Annotated in this window: 14 protein-coding genes; 7 read left to right on the forward strand and 7 right to left on the reverse strand. The window is 67.0% G+C overall.

The window, feature by feature from the left end:
• Nucleotides 1-26: 26 nt before the first annotated feature.
• Together dprA and QM707_RS14935 are read right to left on the reverse strand one after the other, a co-directional pair.
• Nucleotides 27-1,085: a DNA-processing protein DprA gene (gene dprA, locus QM707_RS14930; RefSeq protein WP_415002672.1), complete on the reverse strand. Its 1,059-nt coding sequence runs from the start codon at nt 1,083-1,085 to the stop codon at nt 27-29.
• Nucleotides 1,086-1,133: 48 nt separating this feature from the next.
• Nucleotides 1,134-2,237, reverse strand: coding sequence for a LysM peptidoglycan-binding domain-containing protein (locus tag QM707_RS14935; RefSeq protein WP_415002673.1), 1,104 nt, complete (start codon nt 2,235-2,237; stop codon nt 1,134-1,136).
• A gap of 163 nt (nt 2,238-2,400) precedes the next feature.
• On the opposite strand from QM707_RS14935, the gene def reads away from it, so the two are divergent.
• Genes def through QM707_RS14960 form a run of 5 tightly spaced genes read left to right on the forward strand, consistent with a single transcriptional unit; the run spans nt 2,401 to nt 7,865 of the window.
• The gene (gene def / locus QM707_RS14940; RefSeq protein WP_415002674.1) at nt 2,401-2,916 is read left to right on the forward strand and encodes a peptide deformylase; all 516 of its coding nucleotides are present in this window, start codon (nt 2,401-2,403) and stop codon (nt 2,914-2,916) included.
• A gap of 5 nt (nt 2,917-2,921) precedes the next feature.
• Nucleotides 2,922-3,842 (forward strand): methionyl-tRNA formyltransferase, encoded by a 921-nt coding sequence (gene fmt / locus QM707_RS14945; protein ID WP_415002814.1) that lies wholly within the window; start codon nt 2,922-2,924, stop codon nt 3,840-3,842.
• Nucleotides 3,839-5,152 carry a 16S rRNA (cytosine(967)-C(5))-methyltransferase RsmB gene (gene rsmB / locus QM707_RS14950; RefSeq protein ID WP_415002675.1) on the forward strand — a complete coding sequence of 438 codons (1,314 nt, stop codon included), beginning with the start codon at nt 3,839-3,841 and terminating at the stop codon, nt 5,150-5,152. The genes fmt and rsmB overlap by 4 nt, the downstream gene beginning before the upstream one ends.
• A gap of 14 nt (nt 5,153-5,166) precedes the next feature.
• Nucleotides 5,167-6,831 carry an ArnT family glycosyltransferase gene (locus QM707_RS14955; protein WP_415002676.1) on the forward strand — a complete coding sequence of 555 codons (1,665 nt, stop codon included), beginning with the start codon at nt 5,167-5,169 and terminating at the stop codon, nt 6,829-6,831.
• Complete coding sequence (locus tag QM707_RS14960) at nt 6,828-7,865, forward strand: stealth family protein (RefSeq protein ID WP_415002677.1); 1,038 nt, start codon at nt 6,828-6,830, stop codon at nt 7,863-7,865. The genes QM707_RS14955 and QM707_RS14960 overlap by 4 nt, the downstream gene beginning before the upstream one ends.
• Here the strand turns inward: QM707_RS14960 and QM707_RS14965 are convergent.
• The 3 genes from QM707_RS14965 to QM707_RS14975 form a co-directional block, all read right to left on the reverse strand.
• Nucleotides 7,842-8,675, reverse strand: a complete 834-nt coding sequence (locus QM707_RS14965) for a glycosyltransferase family 2 protein (protein ID WP_415002678.1) — start codon at nt 8,673-8,675, stop codon at nt 7,842-7,844. The two genes, QM707_RS14960 and QM707_RS14965, sit on opposite strands and share 24 nt — an antisense overlap.
• Before the next feature lie 22 nt (nt 8,676-8,697).
• Complete coding sequence (locus tag QM707_RS14970) at nt 8,698-9,627, reverse strand: glycosyltransferase family 2 protein (protein WP_415002679.1); 930 nt, start codon at nt 9,625-9,627, stop codon at nt 8,698-8,700.
• A 115-nt stretch (nt 9,628-9,742) separates the two neighbouring features.
• Nucleotides 9,743-10,513: a glycosyltransferase family 2 protein gene (locus QM707_RS14975; protein ID WP_415002680.1), complete on the reverse strand. Its 771-nt coding sequence runs from the start codon at nt 10,511-10,513 to the stop codon at nt 9,743-9,745.
• A gap of 189 nt (nt 10,514-10,702) precedes the next feature.
• Between QM707_RS14975 and trkA the strand changes: the two genes are divergently transcribed.
• Nucleotides 10,703-12,061, forward strand: a complete 1,359-nt coding sequence (gene trkA, locus QM707_RS14980; protein ID WP_415002681.1) for a Trk system potassium transporter TrkA — start codon at nt 10,703-10,705, stop codon at nt 12,059-12,061.
• The gene (locus QM707_RS14985; RefSeq protein WP_415002682.1) at nt 12,061-13,515 is read left to right on the forward strand and encodes a TrkH family potassium uptake protein; all 1,455 of its coding nucleotides are present in this window, start codon (nt 12,061-12,063) and stop codon (nt 13,513-13,515) included. Before trkA ends, QM707_RS14985 begins: the two co-directional genes overlap by 1 nt.
• 1 nt (nt 13,516) lies before the next feature.
• On the opposite strand, the gene QM707_RS14990 is transcribed toward QM707_RS14985, so the two are convergent.
• Nucleotides 13,517-14,998 carry a PH domain-containing protein gene (locus tag QM707_RS14990; RefSeq protein ID WP_415002683.1) on the reverse strand — a complete coding sequence of 494 codons (1,482 nt, stop codon included), beginning with the start codon at nt 14,996-14,998 and terminating at the stop codon, nt 13,517-13,519.
• The gene (locus QM707_RS14995; RefSeq protein WP_415002684.1) at nt 14,988-15,494 is read right to left on the reverse strand and encodes a PH domain-containing protein; all 507 of its coding nucleotides are present in this window, start codon (nt 15,492-15,494) and stop codon (nt 14,988-14,990) included. Before QM707_RS14995 ends, QM707_RS14990 begins: the two co-directional genes overlap by 11 nt.
• Nucleotides 15,495-15,506: the final 12 nt, after the last annotated feature.

Here is a 15,506-nt window from a genome sequence, read left to right on the forward strand (position 1 = left end):
CCGGTCCCCGGCACTCGGGGGAAGATCTAGGGGCGTCGGGCATAACGGCCATGCTCGGCCTGGACACGCCCGTCCAGCTCCATGGTCAGCAGCATGGGGGCAAGGCAAGCCAAGGTCAATCCTGTCCGAGCCGCCAATTGGTCAATTGTGACGGGGTCGTGGCCCAGGGCTTTCCAGAGTCGTTGCTGGGTCTTCGTGTCGGGCGTGAGGCTGGCCGGAATCGCGTCGGACGCCGCCGACAAGGGCTGTTCCAGACGGGCGGCGAAGGGCATCAGTGCTTCGACGATTTCCGAGGGAGATTCGACCAGGGTCGCTCCCTCGCGGATCAGGCGATGGCAGCCGCGCGCCATCGGATTGTGGATGGAGCCTGGTAGTGCGAAGACTTCACGACCGGCATCGCCGGCCAGACGGGCGGTGATCAACGCACCCGAGCGTTGTGCCGCTTCCACCACCAGGATTCCAAGCGACAGGCCGGCGATGAGCCGGTTGCGACTGGGAAAGTGCTGGCGGATCGCCGAGGTTCCCGGCGGGTGCTCGCTCAGAACGACGCCCTCGGTTGCGATGCGGCGCATCAGCTTGGCATTGCTGGCGGGATAGGCGAGGTCGAGACCGGTGGCGACGACGGCGATGGTTCTTCCGCGGCGCAGTGCCGCTTCGTGCGCAGCCGTGTCGATGCCTTCGGCCAAGCCGCTGTTGATCGCCAGGCCCGCGTCGGCCAGTTCGGCGGCGAAGCGCCGGGCGTTGTCGCACCCGCCGGCGCTGGGACGACGACTGCCCACGATCGCGACCTGGGCGCAGGCCAGTAGTCGAACATCGCCTTCGACGAAGATCGCGGCGGGTGGACAGGGACCATGCCGCAACAAGGGCGGATAGTCGGCGTGATGCCAGGCGATCAGGCGGCGATGCGGACCAGCGAGCCAGGCGAGATCGGCATCGATTCGGCGCGCGTCGGTCGACATGGCGCGACCGGCGCTGCTTTCGGCCAGCGCGCGCTCGGCGTCGCCATGTCGCTCGAGCGCGGCGCGCAGGATCGACGAGGGCAGGTCGCCGCGGACGAGTTCGAGCAGGGCGCGGATGTTTTCCATGCCCCAAAAGCATCGCGGCGCCCCTAGGCGCCGCGATGTCGGAAAACATTACTCGGTAGCGTCAGGATGTCTCAGCACATCGTTGACCTTGGTGGGACGGATGCTCTCCATCACCAAGCCGTAGCTGACGTTGTCGAAGCTGCGGAAAACCATCACGTGGCCAAGATAGTCGTCCGGCATCTCGACCTTGTCGCGCATGGACGTCAACTTGTCGTTCCACTTGACGTTGTCGGGACGCGTCGGCCCTTCGTGCCACATCGAGAAAACCGTGCCGTTGTCGATGCCGTTGCGGGTGCCGACGTTGAGCGCCACGATCTGATTCGGGCCGGCGATCGAATCGCCGTCGGCCACCGCCAGCACTTTCGCGCCCGGCGGCAGGCTCGCCGGCGGATGCGGCATGAAGCGCGAATCGTAGGGCGCGGTTTCCAGCGGCATGATGCGGTCGCCGACGCGCACGTCGCGGCCTTCGTCGCGCAGCAGCAACACCGTCACTTCGCCCTGCACGCGCATCACTTCGCCGGTGGCATGGCGCATCAGTTCGTAACCGAGGACCTTGCCGTGGCGTTCGCGCTTGGACAGCGGTTCGACCGAGCTCCAGTGGTGATGGTCTTCCTTGCCGCGGAAGTTCAGCTGCGAAACGCCGGCGCGCGAATAGTTCGTGTCGTCGCCGAACACCGCTGCGCCGACGCCGTATACGACGATCGGACGCACGATGCTGACCAGCTGTCCCGGCTGCGCGCCACCCATGCCGCGCACATAGACGACCTGGCCGGCGCTGGTGAGCAGGCGATCTTCCTCAAGGCCCAGCACATAGGGCAGGTCCTTGATCTCGTTGACGACGGTCAGCTGTTTCAGGAACGGCTGGATCTTCGACAGCGGAATCGTGTCGATCGCTTCGCCGACGCGCGGGCCGTCGGAACGGACCTGGGCGCGACCGTTCACATAAACGAGGCTGAGCACATCGCCCGGATAAATGAGATGCGGGTTCTTGACCTGAGGATTGGCCTGCCAGATTTCCGGCCACAGCCAAGGCTTCTTCAGGAAGCGCCCGGCGATATCCCAAAGGGTATCGCCACGTTGGACCGTATAGGTCGTGGGATGGTCGTTACGCACCTCAGCCGCGATGGCATAGGTGGCAACGGTCAAAAGCATGGCAGTCAAAACTGCAGGAAGCCGTTTAAGCATGGCTGCTATCCACCTGATTCCCCGAGGCAAGCGCCTGAACTATAGCCCAAATCCGGGAGCAGATTGCAAGCCGGGGGCGCTACAATGGCGGCCTCGACCCCTTTTGCCCCCTCGCGGCCCCCGTATCGCCATGGCCAAGTTGCCCATCCTGGAATTCCCGGACCCCCGTCTTCGCACCGTGGCCAAGCCGGTGGAAAGCGTTGACGACGCCTTGCGCGAGCGCATCGCGGACATGTTCGAAACCATGTACGCGGCCCCCGGAATCGGACTGGCCGCGACCCAGGTGAACTATCACCGGCGCCTGCTCGTGCTCGATATCAGCGAGGACCATAGCCAGCCGCTGGTCTTCATCAATCCGGAGATCCTCGAGCGCGACGGCAGTCAGGTCTATCAGGAAGGCTGCCTGTCCGTGCCGGGCATTTTCGCCGACGTCACCCGCTACAACCGCATTCGTGTGCGGGCGCTGGATCGCGACGGCCAGTCGTTCGAACTCGAAGCCGACGGCCTGCTCGCGGTCTGCATCCAGCACGAGATCGATCATTTGGACGGTAAGGTGTTCGTCGACTACCTGTCGCCGCTGAAGCGCGATCTCGTGCGCAAGAAACTCGCGAAACAGCGCAAGCTCGCCGGCGAAGACGCTGCCTGATGGCCCTGCGGGTCGTTTTCGCCGGCACGCCGGAATTCGCCGTCGCCTCCCTGCTCGCGGCGTTGCGCTCGGCCGAAGTCGTCGCCGTTTACACCCAGCCGGACCGTCCGGCCGGGCGTGGCAGGCAGCTGGCCGCTTCGCCGGTCAAGCAAGTGGCGATGGCGCGCGGTATCCCCGTGTTCCAGCCCGAGAGTTTCAAGTCGGCCCAGGCCCGCGCCCAATTGCGCGCCTTCCAGCCCGATCTGATGATCGTTGTCGCCTATGGGTTGATCCTGTCGCAGTCGGTGCTGGATATCCCGCGTTATGGCTGCTGGAACGTGCATGCTTCGCTGCTGCCGCGTTGGCGCGGCGCGGCGCCGATCCAGCGAGCGATCGAAGCCGGCGATACCCAGACCGGCATCTGCCTGATGCAGATGGACAAGGGGCTGGATACCGGGCCGGTCATCCTGTCGCAGGCGATCGCCATCGAGTCCGACGATACCGGCGGCAGCCTGCACGACCGCCTGGCGGAGAAGGGCGCCGAAGTACTGGAAGACGGCCTTCGCCTGCTGCGCGCCGGCATCCGGCCCTTGCCGCGTGCGCAGGCGGAGCAAGGCGTGACCTATGCGCACAAGCTGGAAAAGGCCGAAGCGCGCCTGGACTGGAACGAACCGTCGGAGCGGCTCGCGCGAAAAGTGCGCGCGTTCAACCCCTGGCCGGTGAGCGAGGCGATGGTCGCCGGCGAGCGCCTGCGCATCCATGCCGCGACTTCACTTCCGCTCACGCACAACCAGCCATCGGGAAAAGTGCTGGCCGCGAGCAAGGCCGGCGTCGACATCGCCTGCAGCGAAGGCGCGTTGCGCCTGTTGCGCGTGCAGCGCGAAGGCGGCCGACCGATGTCGTCCGCCGACTACCTCAACGCGCAACCGGCCCTGAGGAAAGCATGAGCGATGCCGGCGCGGGCCTGCGCGCGCAGGCGGCGCTGTCGCTGGCGGCCGTGTTGGGCGATGGGCGCTCGCTGAAGGCGGTGCTGGCCGAGCGCCTGCCGACTATTCCCGACGCGCGCGACCGTTCCCTGCTAGAAGCGATCTGTTTCGCCGCCTTGCGCCATCGTCGTCGCTACGACGCGGTGTTGGCCTCCTGGTTGGCCAAGCCGCTGCCGAAACGCGACTACGCGACGCATTGCCTGTTGCTGGCGGGCCTGGCCCAACTTGACGAACTCGGTCTGTCCGCTTACGCGGCGGTGGCTGCGACGGCGGAAGCGGCGCGCCATCTCGATCGCGTATCGCAGGTGGGCCTGGTCAACGCGATCCTGCGCCGCGCCACGCGCGACCCATGGCCGGAGCCCGCCGGGCTCGGTGAGCGGACCTCGCACCCGGAATGGTTGCTGCAGGCGCTGCGCGAGGACTGGCCGACGCGGCTGGAAGAGATCGCCGACGCGAACAATCGTCCTGCGCCCTTCTGGTTGCGCGTGAACACGAACAGGATTTCGCGCGAGGCCTATCGCCAGCAATTGTCGCGGGAGAGCGTGGATGCGATGGCGCCGGCATTCCCGCAAGCGGCGTTGCGACTGGACGACATGCGCGCGCCGGACGTGCTGCCAGGCTGGCGAGAGGGCGAGATCAGCGTGCAGGATGGTGCCGCGCAACTTGCCGGCGAGGCTTTGCCTTTCGCCATGGATGCGCGCGTGCTCGATGCCTGCGCTGCGCCCGGCGGCAAGACCGCACAACTCGCGACGCGCCTGGGCAAGGACGGCGAACTCCACGCCATCGATGTGGATGCGCGCCGCCTGCGCAAGATCGAGGACAACCTGCAACGCCTGGGGCTGGCATCGGAGCGGGTGCGCCTGCTGGCCGCCGATGCCACCGCCACCGCGTCGTGGTGGGACGGGCGTGCGTTCGACGCGATCCTGCTCGATGCCCCTTGTTCGGCGACGGGCATCATCCGGCGCCAGCCCGACATCAAATGGCATCGTCGCCCGCAGGACATCGACGCGCTGGTCGCGCTGCAGGCGCGCTTGCTCGATGCCCTCTGGACCACTCTCGTTCCCGGCGGCCATCTGCTGTACGCGACCTGTTCGCTGCTCAAGGCCGAGAATCAGGCTCAGGTCGATGCCTTCCTGCGCCGCCGCCCGGAGGCGCAGGCCGTCGAGCTTCCTGCGCACTACGGCCATGCGGCGGGTTCCGGGCGGCAGCGATTCCCGGGCGAGGACGGCATGGACGGCTTCTTCTACGCACTGCTGCGCAAGGCGCCCTGAGCTAGAGTGCGCGCATGAGCGAGCGTCGTCAGGCCATCTGGTTCTTCCTCATCGCGTTCTGGATACTTGCGGTCGGCTTCGGCTTGCGCGATCCCTGGCCGGCCGACGAACCGCGCTTCGTGCTCGTCGCCAAGCAGATGGTGGAAAGCGGCGACTGGCTGTTCCCGCATCGCGGCAGCGAGCTGTATCCGGACAAACCACCGGTCTACTTCTGGTTGCTGGCGCTGTGCTTCAAGCTCACCGGCAGCTGGCGCTGGAGTTTCCTGCTGCCATCCTTGTTGTCGGGCATGGGCGTGCTGTGGCTGGTGCGCGACCTGGCGAAGCGGCTGTGGAATCCGGCGGCGGGGCTTTGGGCCGCGATCGCCGTGCTCAGCGCGCTGCAGTTCGTCTATCAGTTCAAGCGTGCGCAGATCGACCCGACGCTCGTGCTGTTCACGACGCTGGCGTTCTACGGCCTGTGCCGGCACCTGTTGCTCGGACCGCACTGGCGCTGGTTCTGGGCCGGCTGTTTCGCTGCTGGCATCGGCGTGATCCTGAAGGGCGTCGGCTTCCTTCCCTTGCTCGCCCTGCTGCCTTATGCGGCGATGCGCTACTGGCGTTGGCAGGGCATCGCCGAACTCGGCCCAGGCAACATCGGGCGCTGGAGCCTGGGCGTAGTCGCGTTCTTCGCGGCGATCGGATTGTGGCTGGTGCCGATGCTGTCGGTTGCGTTGAGCGGCGACAATCCGGAACACCAGGCCTACGTGCAGAACCTGCTGTTCAAGCAGACGGCGGAGCGCTACGTCGATCCTTGGCACCACTACGAACCGGCCTGGTATTTCCTCGAAATCGTCGGATTGTTCTGGGCGCCTTTCTCGCTGGCCTTCCTGTGGCTCTGGCGCGATTGGAAGAACGCGCTATCGGCGCGCGATGCACGCGTCTGGCTGCCGCTGGCCTGGGGCCTGCTGGTGCTGGCCTTCTTCAGTGCCAGCGCCGGCAAGCGCGACATGTACATCCTCCCGGCCCTGCCGGCGTTCGCGCTGGCGGCGGCGCCGTTCCTGCCGGCGTTGACGCAGCGGCGCGGGTTCCGCTGGTGCCTGTGGGGCTTCGCGCTTTTGTTGGGCGCGTTGCTGCTCGGTCTCGGCGCCAGTGCGCTGCTGTCCGATCCTTCGTTCGCGCGCAAGCTCGCCGAAGAACGCGATCTCGGCGGCGAGGCGCGCCGGTTGTGGATGATGCTCGCCGTCGTCGGCGGGGTCTCGGTGCTTTCCGCGCTGGTCCTGCGGCCTGCGCGCGGCGCGATCGCCGTCGCCATTGCGCTGGTGGCGGTCTGGAGCGGCTACGGACTCGTTGCGCATCCGGCACTGGATCCAAGCAGCTCCTCGAGCGCGCTGATGGCGCGGGCACGCGCGTTGGCCGGCCCCGACCGCACGATCGGTCTGGTCGACTGGAAGGAGCAGAACCTGCTGCAGGCGGTCGGACCGACGACGGAATTCGGTTTCCGCGCGCCGCGCGAGCTGCAACTGAAGCGGGCCGAAGCCTGGCTGCGCGAATTGCCGGCCACGCGTGTGTTGCTGGTGCAGGAGGACAAGCCCGGCGAGTGCGTCCGGCTCGATGCCGCGCATGCGCAACGCGTCGGCGTCGCCAACCGGCGTACCTGGTGGCTGGCCGGCCGCGATGCGCTGGCGACGACCTGTCCATGAGCGATGCGCCGATCGACGCAGTGATCACCTGGGTCGACGGCAGCGATCCGGCGCATGCCGAACGCCTTCGCGCCCATCTCGAACAGATCGGGGGCCCGAGGCCGGCCGCCGCGGACCCGACGCGCTTCAACGATGCCGGCGAACTCGAATATTGCATCGCCTCCATCCTGCGCTATGCCCCATGGATCCGCCGCATCCACATCGTCAGCGATCGCCAGGTGCCGAAACTGGTGCGGAGATTCGCCGGCACGCCTTTCGCCGATCGCCTGCGCATGGTCGATCATCGCGAGATATTCGCCGGTCACGAACAGCATCTGCCGACCTTCAATAGCCGCGCGATCATCACCGCGCTCTGGCGCATTCCCGGTCTGGCAGAGCGCTTCCTCTACTTCAACGACGATTTCGCCCTGATCCAGCCGGTGCGGCCGCAGGATTTCTTCGATGGCGAAACGATGCTCGTGCGCGGCGACTGGCGCCCGCAGTCGGCGCATCGTCCCCTGCGCCGCGTCGTGGTCGGCCTGCGCCGCTGGCTCGGCCGCGATCCGGCCGCTTCGTCGGCGGCGCGCGTGCGCAACCTCGCCGCGCAGGAAGAGAGCGCGCGGCTGGCGGGCTACACGCGCGAGTACCTGCGCATGTACCACAACCCGTTCCCGATGCGGCGCTCGACGCTGGAGGGCTACTTCGCCCGGCATCCGGATCGCCTCGCGCACAACCTGTCGTTCCGCCTGCGTTCGCCGCACCAGTTCAAGACCGAATGCCTGGCCGCGCATCTGGAGTTCGCGGCCGGGCGCGCGCGGCTCGACAACGGATTGCGCACGGTGCAGCTCAAGCCGAGCGAGCAATGGTTGCCGCGGCTGCGGCGCAAGCTGGCCGCTGCCGACGCCGATGCGCGCTACGCCTTCGCCTGCGTGCAAAGCCTGGAGCTGGCGCCGACCGCCGCGCAAGAAGCCGTCGTCGACTGGCTCGACCGCCGCGTCGGGCGATTGGGTGGAAGCGGCGTTGCCGCCCGATCAGGCGACGCGCAGATCGGGTAGCGGCTGTTCGCGGTAATGCGCGAGATGCGTATCCAGCCCGAGCTCGCAGCGCGTTCGTTTCGAAGCGAAGGTTTCCGCCAACAGCTTGTCGTTGGCGCTGATGCCGTCGCGGGCGCGCTCGGGATGGAACAGGTGCACCGCCAGGCCGGCGAAGCGCAGCGAACGCCGTTTCAGTCCGGCGTGGTAGGCGCGCGCCGCCAGGTCGTTGTCTTCACGCCCCCAACCCTCGTAGCGCTCGTCGAAACCGTTCAGCGCGAGCAGGTCCTCGCGCCACCAGCCCTGGTTGCAGGTCTTGATGCCGCCCTGGCGCTGGCCTTCGTTGAGTCGCGCGATCAAGGCCGACAGCGGCGGTATGCGAAGCGTATGGCGTCGGCGCTCCAGGCCGGGATCGAAGAACCCGGTGTCGATGCGCCGCGCGCGCAGCATCGCGTCGGCGCCTTCCGGCGTGCTCAGCACGCGCATGCCCTGGATGAAGCGGCCGCGACGGGCGGCGGCGAGATGGTCCGCCACGTAGTGCCGGTGCAGCACCATGTCGCCGTCGAGGATCAGCAGGTAGTCGCCGGACGACGCGGCGATGGCGAGATTGCGGATGCGCGCGGCTCGGAAACCACGGTCCTCGTGCCAGGCGTGGCGCAGCGGCACCGGATAGTCGCGGGCCTTTTCCCGGAGCATGTCGCGGGTCGCATCGCCGGAACCATCGTCGGCGACGATGACTTCGTCCGGCAGGCGGCTCTGCCGCGCGGCGCTGTCGAGTACGAGGGCGAGTGCGTCGGGCCGGTTGTAGGTGGTGATCAGCAGGCTGCTGCGCATGTTCGCCGGGATGCGGTGGGTGTCACCCGCTCGATCGCGGTTGCGAACGCCAGGCGCGGCCCAGTATAGCGGCGGCGCGGCCGGTGTTCTTCAACCACGAAGCACGCCGTTTCATGACCAGGCGCGCGTAACGCTTGGCCTCCTCCCAGGTCGGGTAGGGCTTGCTGAGGAATTCGGCTTTGGTCAGGTCCACGCAGCGTTCGTCCAGGCCGATGCTGCGCGCGTAGTGCTGGATCAGGCCGAGCGAGCGCACGCGGTTGAGGAACTTGTTGGTCGGCGTCTGCTTGCCCCACCAGCCGTTGGCGCCGTGCACGCGGTAATGCACGCTGCCGGTCGGTTCGTAGTACTTGTGCGCGCCGAGGATGCTGGCGCCGAACACCAGGCAATTGTCGGCCGAGATGCGCCATGTCGGCCGCATTTCTTCCGGCAGCGCCAGCGTGCGACGGGCCCAGGGCGTTCGCAGGCTCAGGGCCGAGGTCGGCGCGCCGTACCAGTGCGCCGTCATGTAGGTGCTGACGATGGTGAAACCGAGGTCGACGCTCTGTTCGGCGAATTCGATGCGGCCTTCCTCGCCGCCGAACAGCACGATGTCGCTGAAGACGAAATCGACGTCCGGACGCGCGTCGAACAACGCGCCGACCTTCTCCAGGTAGTCGGGAGCCCAGCGGTCGTCGGCGTCGAGGAAGCAGACGACGTCGCCTTCGGCCGCCGCGACGCCGCGCTGGAAGGCCGCGAGCTGGCCGCCGTTCTGGCCGAACATCAGCAGCACGCGCGGGTCGTCGGCATAGCGCTGACGGAGCAGCGCGGCGGAGCCGTCGGTGGAGCCGTCGTCGACGACGATGATGCGCTGCGCCGGCCGCGTTTGCGCCAGTGCGCTTTCGACGGCTTCGACGACAAAGTTGCGGTAGTTGTAGTTGGTGACGACGACGGAAACGGTTGCAGCTGGGGTCATGGCGGGGGCCTGGAGAAAAGCCGTCGGGGGAACGGCCCTGACCTGCGTTTCGCCGGAAGCGAAAGGCAGTGGATCGAGTATCGGGGGTCGAAAGCCAACGCTCGCTGTACGCGAGCTAGGCGGCCTGGCGTGCGGAGCGTTCCAGCAGGGTGTATTTGCGGAAGACGTATTGCGTGTGGCATGCGTGGAACAGCCAGCCCTTGGGGCCGTCGAGCAGTCCGCCACGCAGCAACATGTTCTTGAACCAGTAGTAGGCGGCATGCAGCCAGCGATCGCCGCGGTGCGCGCGCCGGCCTTTCAATCGCTTCTGCGCGGCCCACAGGTCGGCATAGCGCGCGAGCTTCGAGCGGTATTCGCTTTCCGAGCGCGCGGTGTCGTGTTCGATCCGCGCAGAGACCAGGCCGACCCGGTAGGAAGCCATGTCCATGCGTTCGTGCACTTCCAGCGGCTGATAACGCAACTGTTGCCGGAACAGACGGCCGACGCGTTCATCGCCCCAGCCGAAACGCAGGACCTTGCCCAGGAAATGCGTGCGCCGCCAGAGGCGCCAGATGTCGGCGCGCTCGACCTCGCCGGAGTCGAAAAGCTTGCGCAGGCTCTTCTCCGTGCAGGGGTCTAGCCATTCGTCGGCATCGATCATCAAAACCCAGGATTGCGACGCTTGTTCGATGGCCTTGTTCTTCTGCCGCCCGAACCCTTCCCAGGCCGAATACTCGACCCGTGCGCCGGCATCGCGCGCCAGCGCGACGGTCGCATCGGTAGAACCGGAATCGATCATCACCACCTCCTTGCAGACCGACGCGAGCGAGGAGACGCAGCGCACGATCCTGTCGGCTTCGTTGAAAGCGATGACGGCACCGGTGACCGGGAGCGGGGGCGAAACCATGGTCGTGGGTGCGGTCAGGCTGGGAGCCGTATTGGAGGGGGTGTCGCGGCGCTCAGGATGAACGTTGCGCAAACGGGCGGCAAGCGGGGGCGAAAGGCGCCAGGCGGGCCGATCCCGCCGACCTGCCGACCGGCCGGCTCGGCTATGATGCGAACGCTGAATGGCGGCGCGAAGACGCGCAGGGGACGCATGAAAATCCTGATCCTGGGCGCGGGCCAAGTCGGGTCATCGGTCGCGGCGGCGCTGGCGTCGGAGAACAACGACATCACGGTCGTCGATACGGACCACCAGCGCCTGCGCGAGCTGGCCGAGAAGCTCGACATCCGCACGATCATCGGCCATGCCTCCCTGCCCAGCGTGTTGGCCCAGGCCGGCGCCGAGGAGACCGGCTTGCTGGTCGCCGTGACGTCCAGCGACGAGGTCAACCTGGTCGCCTGCCAGGTCGCCGAGCAGCGCTTCGGCACCCCCACCCGGGTCGCCCGCCTGCGCGAATCCGAATACCTGAGCGTGGCCCAGTCGGTGAACGCCGCGATCAGTCCCGAGCAGCTGGTCTGCCGCCATATCGAGCGGCTGATCGAATACCCCGGATCGTTGCAGGTGCTCGAATTCGCCGATGGTCGGGCCCAGCTGGTCGCGGTGCGCGCGGTGCGCGGCGGCGCCCTGGTCGGGCACGAGATCCGCGAGCTGCGCCAGCATCTGCCGGCGCACGTCGATGCGCGCGTGGCGGCGATCTTCCGCAACGGCCGCGCGGTGAAGCCGGAGGGCAGCACGACCATCCAGGAAGACGACGAGGTCTTCTTCCTGGCGGATGCGCGCAACATCACCCTGGTCATGAGCGAGCTGCGCCGGCTCGACAATCGACCGACGCGCCGGCTGCTGATCGCCGGCGGCGGCAACATCGGCCGCAAGCTCGCCCGCAACCTGGAGAAGCGCTACCAGGTGAAGGTGCTCGAACGCTCGCGCGATCGCGCGCGTAGCATCGCCGAAGAACTGCTGAATTCGATCGTTCTGGTCGGCGACTGCGCCGACGAAGATCTGCTGCGCGAAGAAAACATCGACCAGACAGACGTCTACATGGCGCTGACCAACGACGACGAGGCGAACATCCTGTCGGCGATGCTGGCCAAGCGCCTGGGCTGTCCGCGCGTACTGGCCCTGATCAACCGGCCGGCCTACGCCGAGCTGGTCGAAGGCGGCAGCATCGACATCGCCGTCAGCCCGCAACAGGTGACCCTCAGCGCGCTGTTGGCGCATATCCGCGAAGGCGCGCATGCGCGCGTCTATTCGCTGCGTCGCGGCGCTGCCGAGGCGATCGAAGCGGTCGTGAGAGGCGACCGCCGCACCTCGCGCGTGATCGGCCGTTCGCTGGAGGAGCTCGACCTGCCGGAGGCGACGACCATCGGCGGCATCGTGCGCGGCGAGCAACTGCTGATCGCGCACCACGACTTGGTCATCGAATCCGGCGACCATGTCATCCTGTTCGTCATGGACAAGAAGCAGCTTTCGCGGGTGAACCTGCTGTTCCAGCCGGAAGCCGCCTGGCCGTGATGAGCCTTCGCCTGCAGGCCATGCAGCGCATCTTCGGCGCCATCGTGGCGCTGTGCTCGCTCGTTTCCCTGCCGCCGCTGTTGATCGCGCTGGCGTTAGACGAGTCAAGCAAGGTTGCGTTCCTCGACAGCTTCCTGCTGACCAGCCTCGCCGGCCTGTTCCTCTGGTGGCCGGTGCGCCATGTGCACTACGAACTGCGCCTGCGCGACGGCTTTCTGATCACCTCGGCGATCTGGGTGTTGGCGAGCTTCGTCAGCGCCATCCCGTTCACGCTCACCGATCCCTACCTCAGTTACACCGACGCGGTGTTCGAAGCCGTGTCGGGCCTGACCACGACCGGCGGCACGGTGATCGCCAAGCTCGACGACCTGCCGCGCAGCGTCTTGTTCTATCGGCAATCGCTGAACTACCTCGGCGGCATCGGCATCGTCATCCTGGCCGTGGCGGTGCTGCCGATGCTGAAGATCGGCGGCATGCAGCTGTTCCGCGCCGAGAGCAACGGCCCGCAGAAGGACAACAAGCTGACGCCTCGCATCGCCGAGACGGCGCGCGCGTTGTGGATGGTCTATGTTGGCCTCAGCGTGCTGTGCGCGATCGCCTACTGGGTTGGCGGCATGAGTCTGTTCGACGCCATCTGCCATGCGATGTCGACGACCGCCACTGGCGGCTTCTCCACCCACGACGCCAGTTTCGGCTACTGGGACAGCCCGCTGATCGAAGGCATCGCCACCGTCTTCATGTTGCTGGGCGGCATCAATTTCGGCATGCATTGGTACGCCTGGCGGCGTGCGACGGTCAGCCATTATCAGAGCGACGCGGAGCTGTTCACTTTCCTGATGATCGCGCTGGTCGCGACCGGGCTGCTGTTCTTCAGCCTGCTGATCGGCGGCACGTTCGGATCGCCGGGAGAATCCCTGCGTCATGCCGCGTTCCAGGCCGTGTCGTCGTTGACGACGACGGGCTTCGTCACCACCGGTTATTCGGAATGGCCGGGAATGGCGCCGTTGTTGTTGCTGTTGCTCGGGTTCGTCGGCGGCTGCGCCGGCTCGACGTCCGGCGGCATGAAGGTGGCGCGCCTGCAGATGGTCGTGCGCCAGGGCCTGCGCGAGATCAAGCAGCTCGTGCATCCGAAGGGCCAGTTCGTGGTGAAGGTCGGCGGGCGTCGCGTATCGGAGAGCGTCGTGATCTCCGTCGCGGGCTTCTGCACGCTTTATCTGCTCAGCTTTCTCGCGATGAGCCTGCTGCTGACGGCCGCCGGCGTCGACCTGGTCACGGCCCTATCGGCCGTTGCCGCCTGCCTGAACAACGGCGGCGTGGGTCTGGGCGGCGTCGCGATTCACTTTGCCGACCTCAATGATTTCTCTGTCTGGGTCTGCAGTTTCGCGATGGTCCTCGGCCGTCTGGAAGTCTTCACCTTGCTCGTGCTGCTGACGCCGCAATTCTGGAACGAATGACTCAGCGCAGTCGCTCGGAGATTCGGCGGTAGATCTCGCGCGCCTGCGCCTCCGGTAGATAGGGCAGGCGCAGCGCCGGCGAAAACGGATTGGCCCCGATGGTGTCGAAACGCAGGCTGGCCATGCCATGGCGGCGGTCGAAGGGCGATTGCATCCATTCGACCGCCTGCAGCTTGTCGATTTCGGCGAAGCGCCAGTTCCGGTCCAGCCAACCGCTGCGGAAAGCGATCAGGCCGTTGCCGACGCTATAGGCCGAATGTTTGGCCCACAGCTTCGCGCGCAGCAACAGCAAAGGCAGCAGCGCGAGAACCAGCAGGGCCCAGGGGCCGCGGAAAAAACACAAGAAACCCGTGGCGAGCAGGCAGACGATCGCGGCCGGCGCGAACTGCCGCCACCAGGCGCGCGCATGCAATTGTTGCCAGTCGCGCACCGGCCAGGCCTGCGCGGGCAGCAGCCCGTCCACGATCACATCCAGGCGCGCCGGTTCCGCGATCGGCACCAGGTCGCGCAGGCTTGCGTTCTTGTCGACCGCCGCGCCCACCGCGGTATCCACGCGCAGGCTCTGTCGTCCGAACCAGCGATGCAGCATTCCTTCGCGCAGATGGAAGGCCTGGATGCGGCGGCGCGGTGCGCTGCCGCGCCAGCGCGTCAATAGTCCGCGTTCGACGCGCAGGCGGCCGTCTTCTTCTTCCAGGCGGAAACCATGGAACTGCAGCAAGGCCAGCAGTACCGACAACAAACGCAGCAGCACCACGACGCACAGCAGCAGGAACAGCACGGCGGCGGCGATCGAGATCATGCCGAGATGCCAGGTCTCGGCCTGGCCGGTGAACCAGCGGAACAGCGATTCGAACAGTTTGCCGACGAGGTTGTCGCCGGCCTGCGCCAGCAGGGCGAAACCGCCGCCGACCACCAGCATGCCGCGGTTGTCGATCAGGCCGAGCCGGATCACTTCGCTCGTCGGCAGTTGCAGTAGTGTGGTCGCCGCATGGGCCGTCGGCATCGCCGCGCCGTCGGCCGCGGCGGCGCTGCGTTGCCGGATCAATCGCTCGAACTCGTGCGCCTGGTCCAGGCGCAGCACGCGCATCTGGCCTTCGGGTTTGGCCGCCCCGGCCGATTCCAGCCGGACTTCGGCGACCCCGAAGAAGCGATGCAGCAGGCTCTGGTGCAGGCTGACGTTCTGGATGCGCGCGAAGGGGATGTGGCGCAGGTTGCGCTGGAACACGCCGCTGCGGATCGTCACGCCTTCGCTGTCGATGCGATAGCGATAGGTGAAGTACTGCGCGATCGAAATCAGCACCAGCACGCCGACGCCGATCAATGCGTAGAGATCCGAATCGCTGCGTCGACCGGTGAACAGCAGCACGATCAGGGGCAGGGCGAATTGCTTGAGTTGCCCGATCAGCACGAACAACCAGGACAGCGGGTGCAGCCGCTGGTCGGGCGCCGGCGCTTGCCCGGCGGCGCTGGGCTCAGACGACATCGTCACGCGTATTCGAGGCGGGGATCAGCGCATCGCGCAGCGCGACCGCGTCTTCGTCGCGCAGGCCGGGCTGACGCAACGCCTGCAGCCGCGTACCGGCCGTGTGCACGGTCAGCGTCGCCAGGCCGAAGCGTCGTTCGATCGGTCCGCGTTCGATGTCCAGATGCTGCACGCGCGAGCGCGGAATCAGTATCTCCTTTCGCCACAAGCGGCCGCGCCGCACCTGCAGCCCGGCTTCGTCGAGCTTCCAGGCCGCCGCCTGCCAGCGTCGCCGGTTCAGCCAGCCCAGCAGTGCGGCCAGCAACAGCAGGCCCGACAGCGCGAGCGCGACATTGACCAACGATCGTTGCGAAGCCTGCCGGAACACCAGGGCCGCGCTGGCGCCGGAGCCGACCAGTAGCCCGAGCAGGAAACCGTTGATCGCGGCCAGCCGCAGCGCGGCGGAGGGAAAAGCGCGCCATCCTCTCTCGGGTGGCGTGTCGCTGGCGTCGCTCATGCGGCGGAACTC

Origin of the sequence: Arenimonas sp. (genome assembly GCF_047602345.1) — a bacterium.
Classification (GTDB): Bacteria; Pseudomonadota; Gammaproteobacteria; order Xanthomonadales; family Xanthomonadaceae; genus Arenimonas.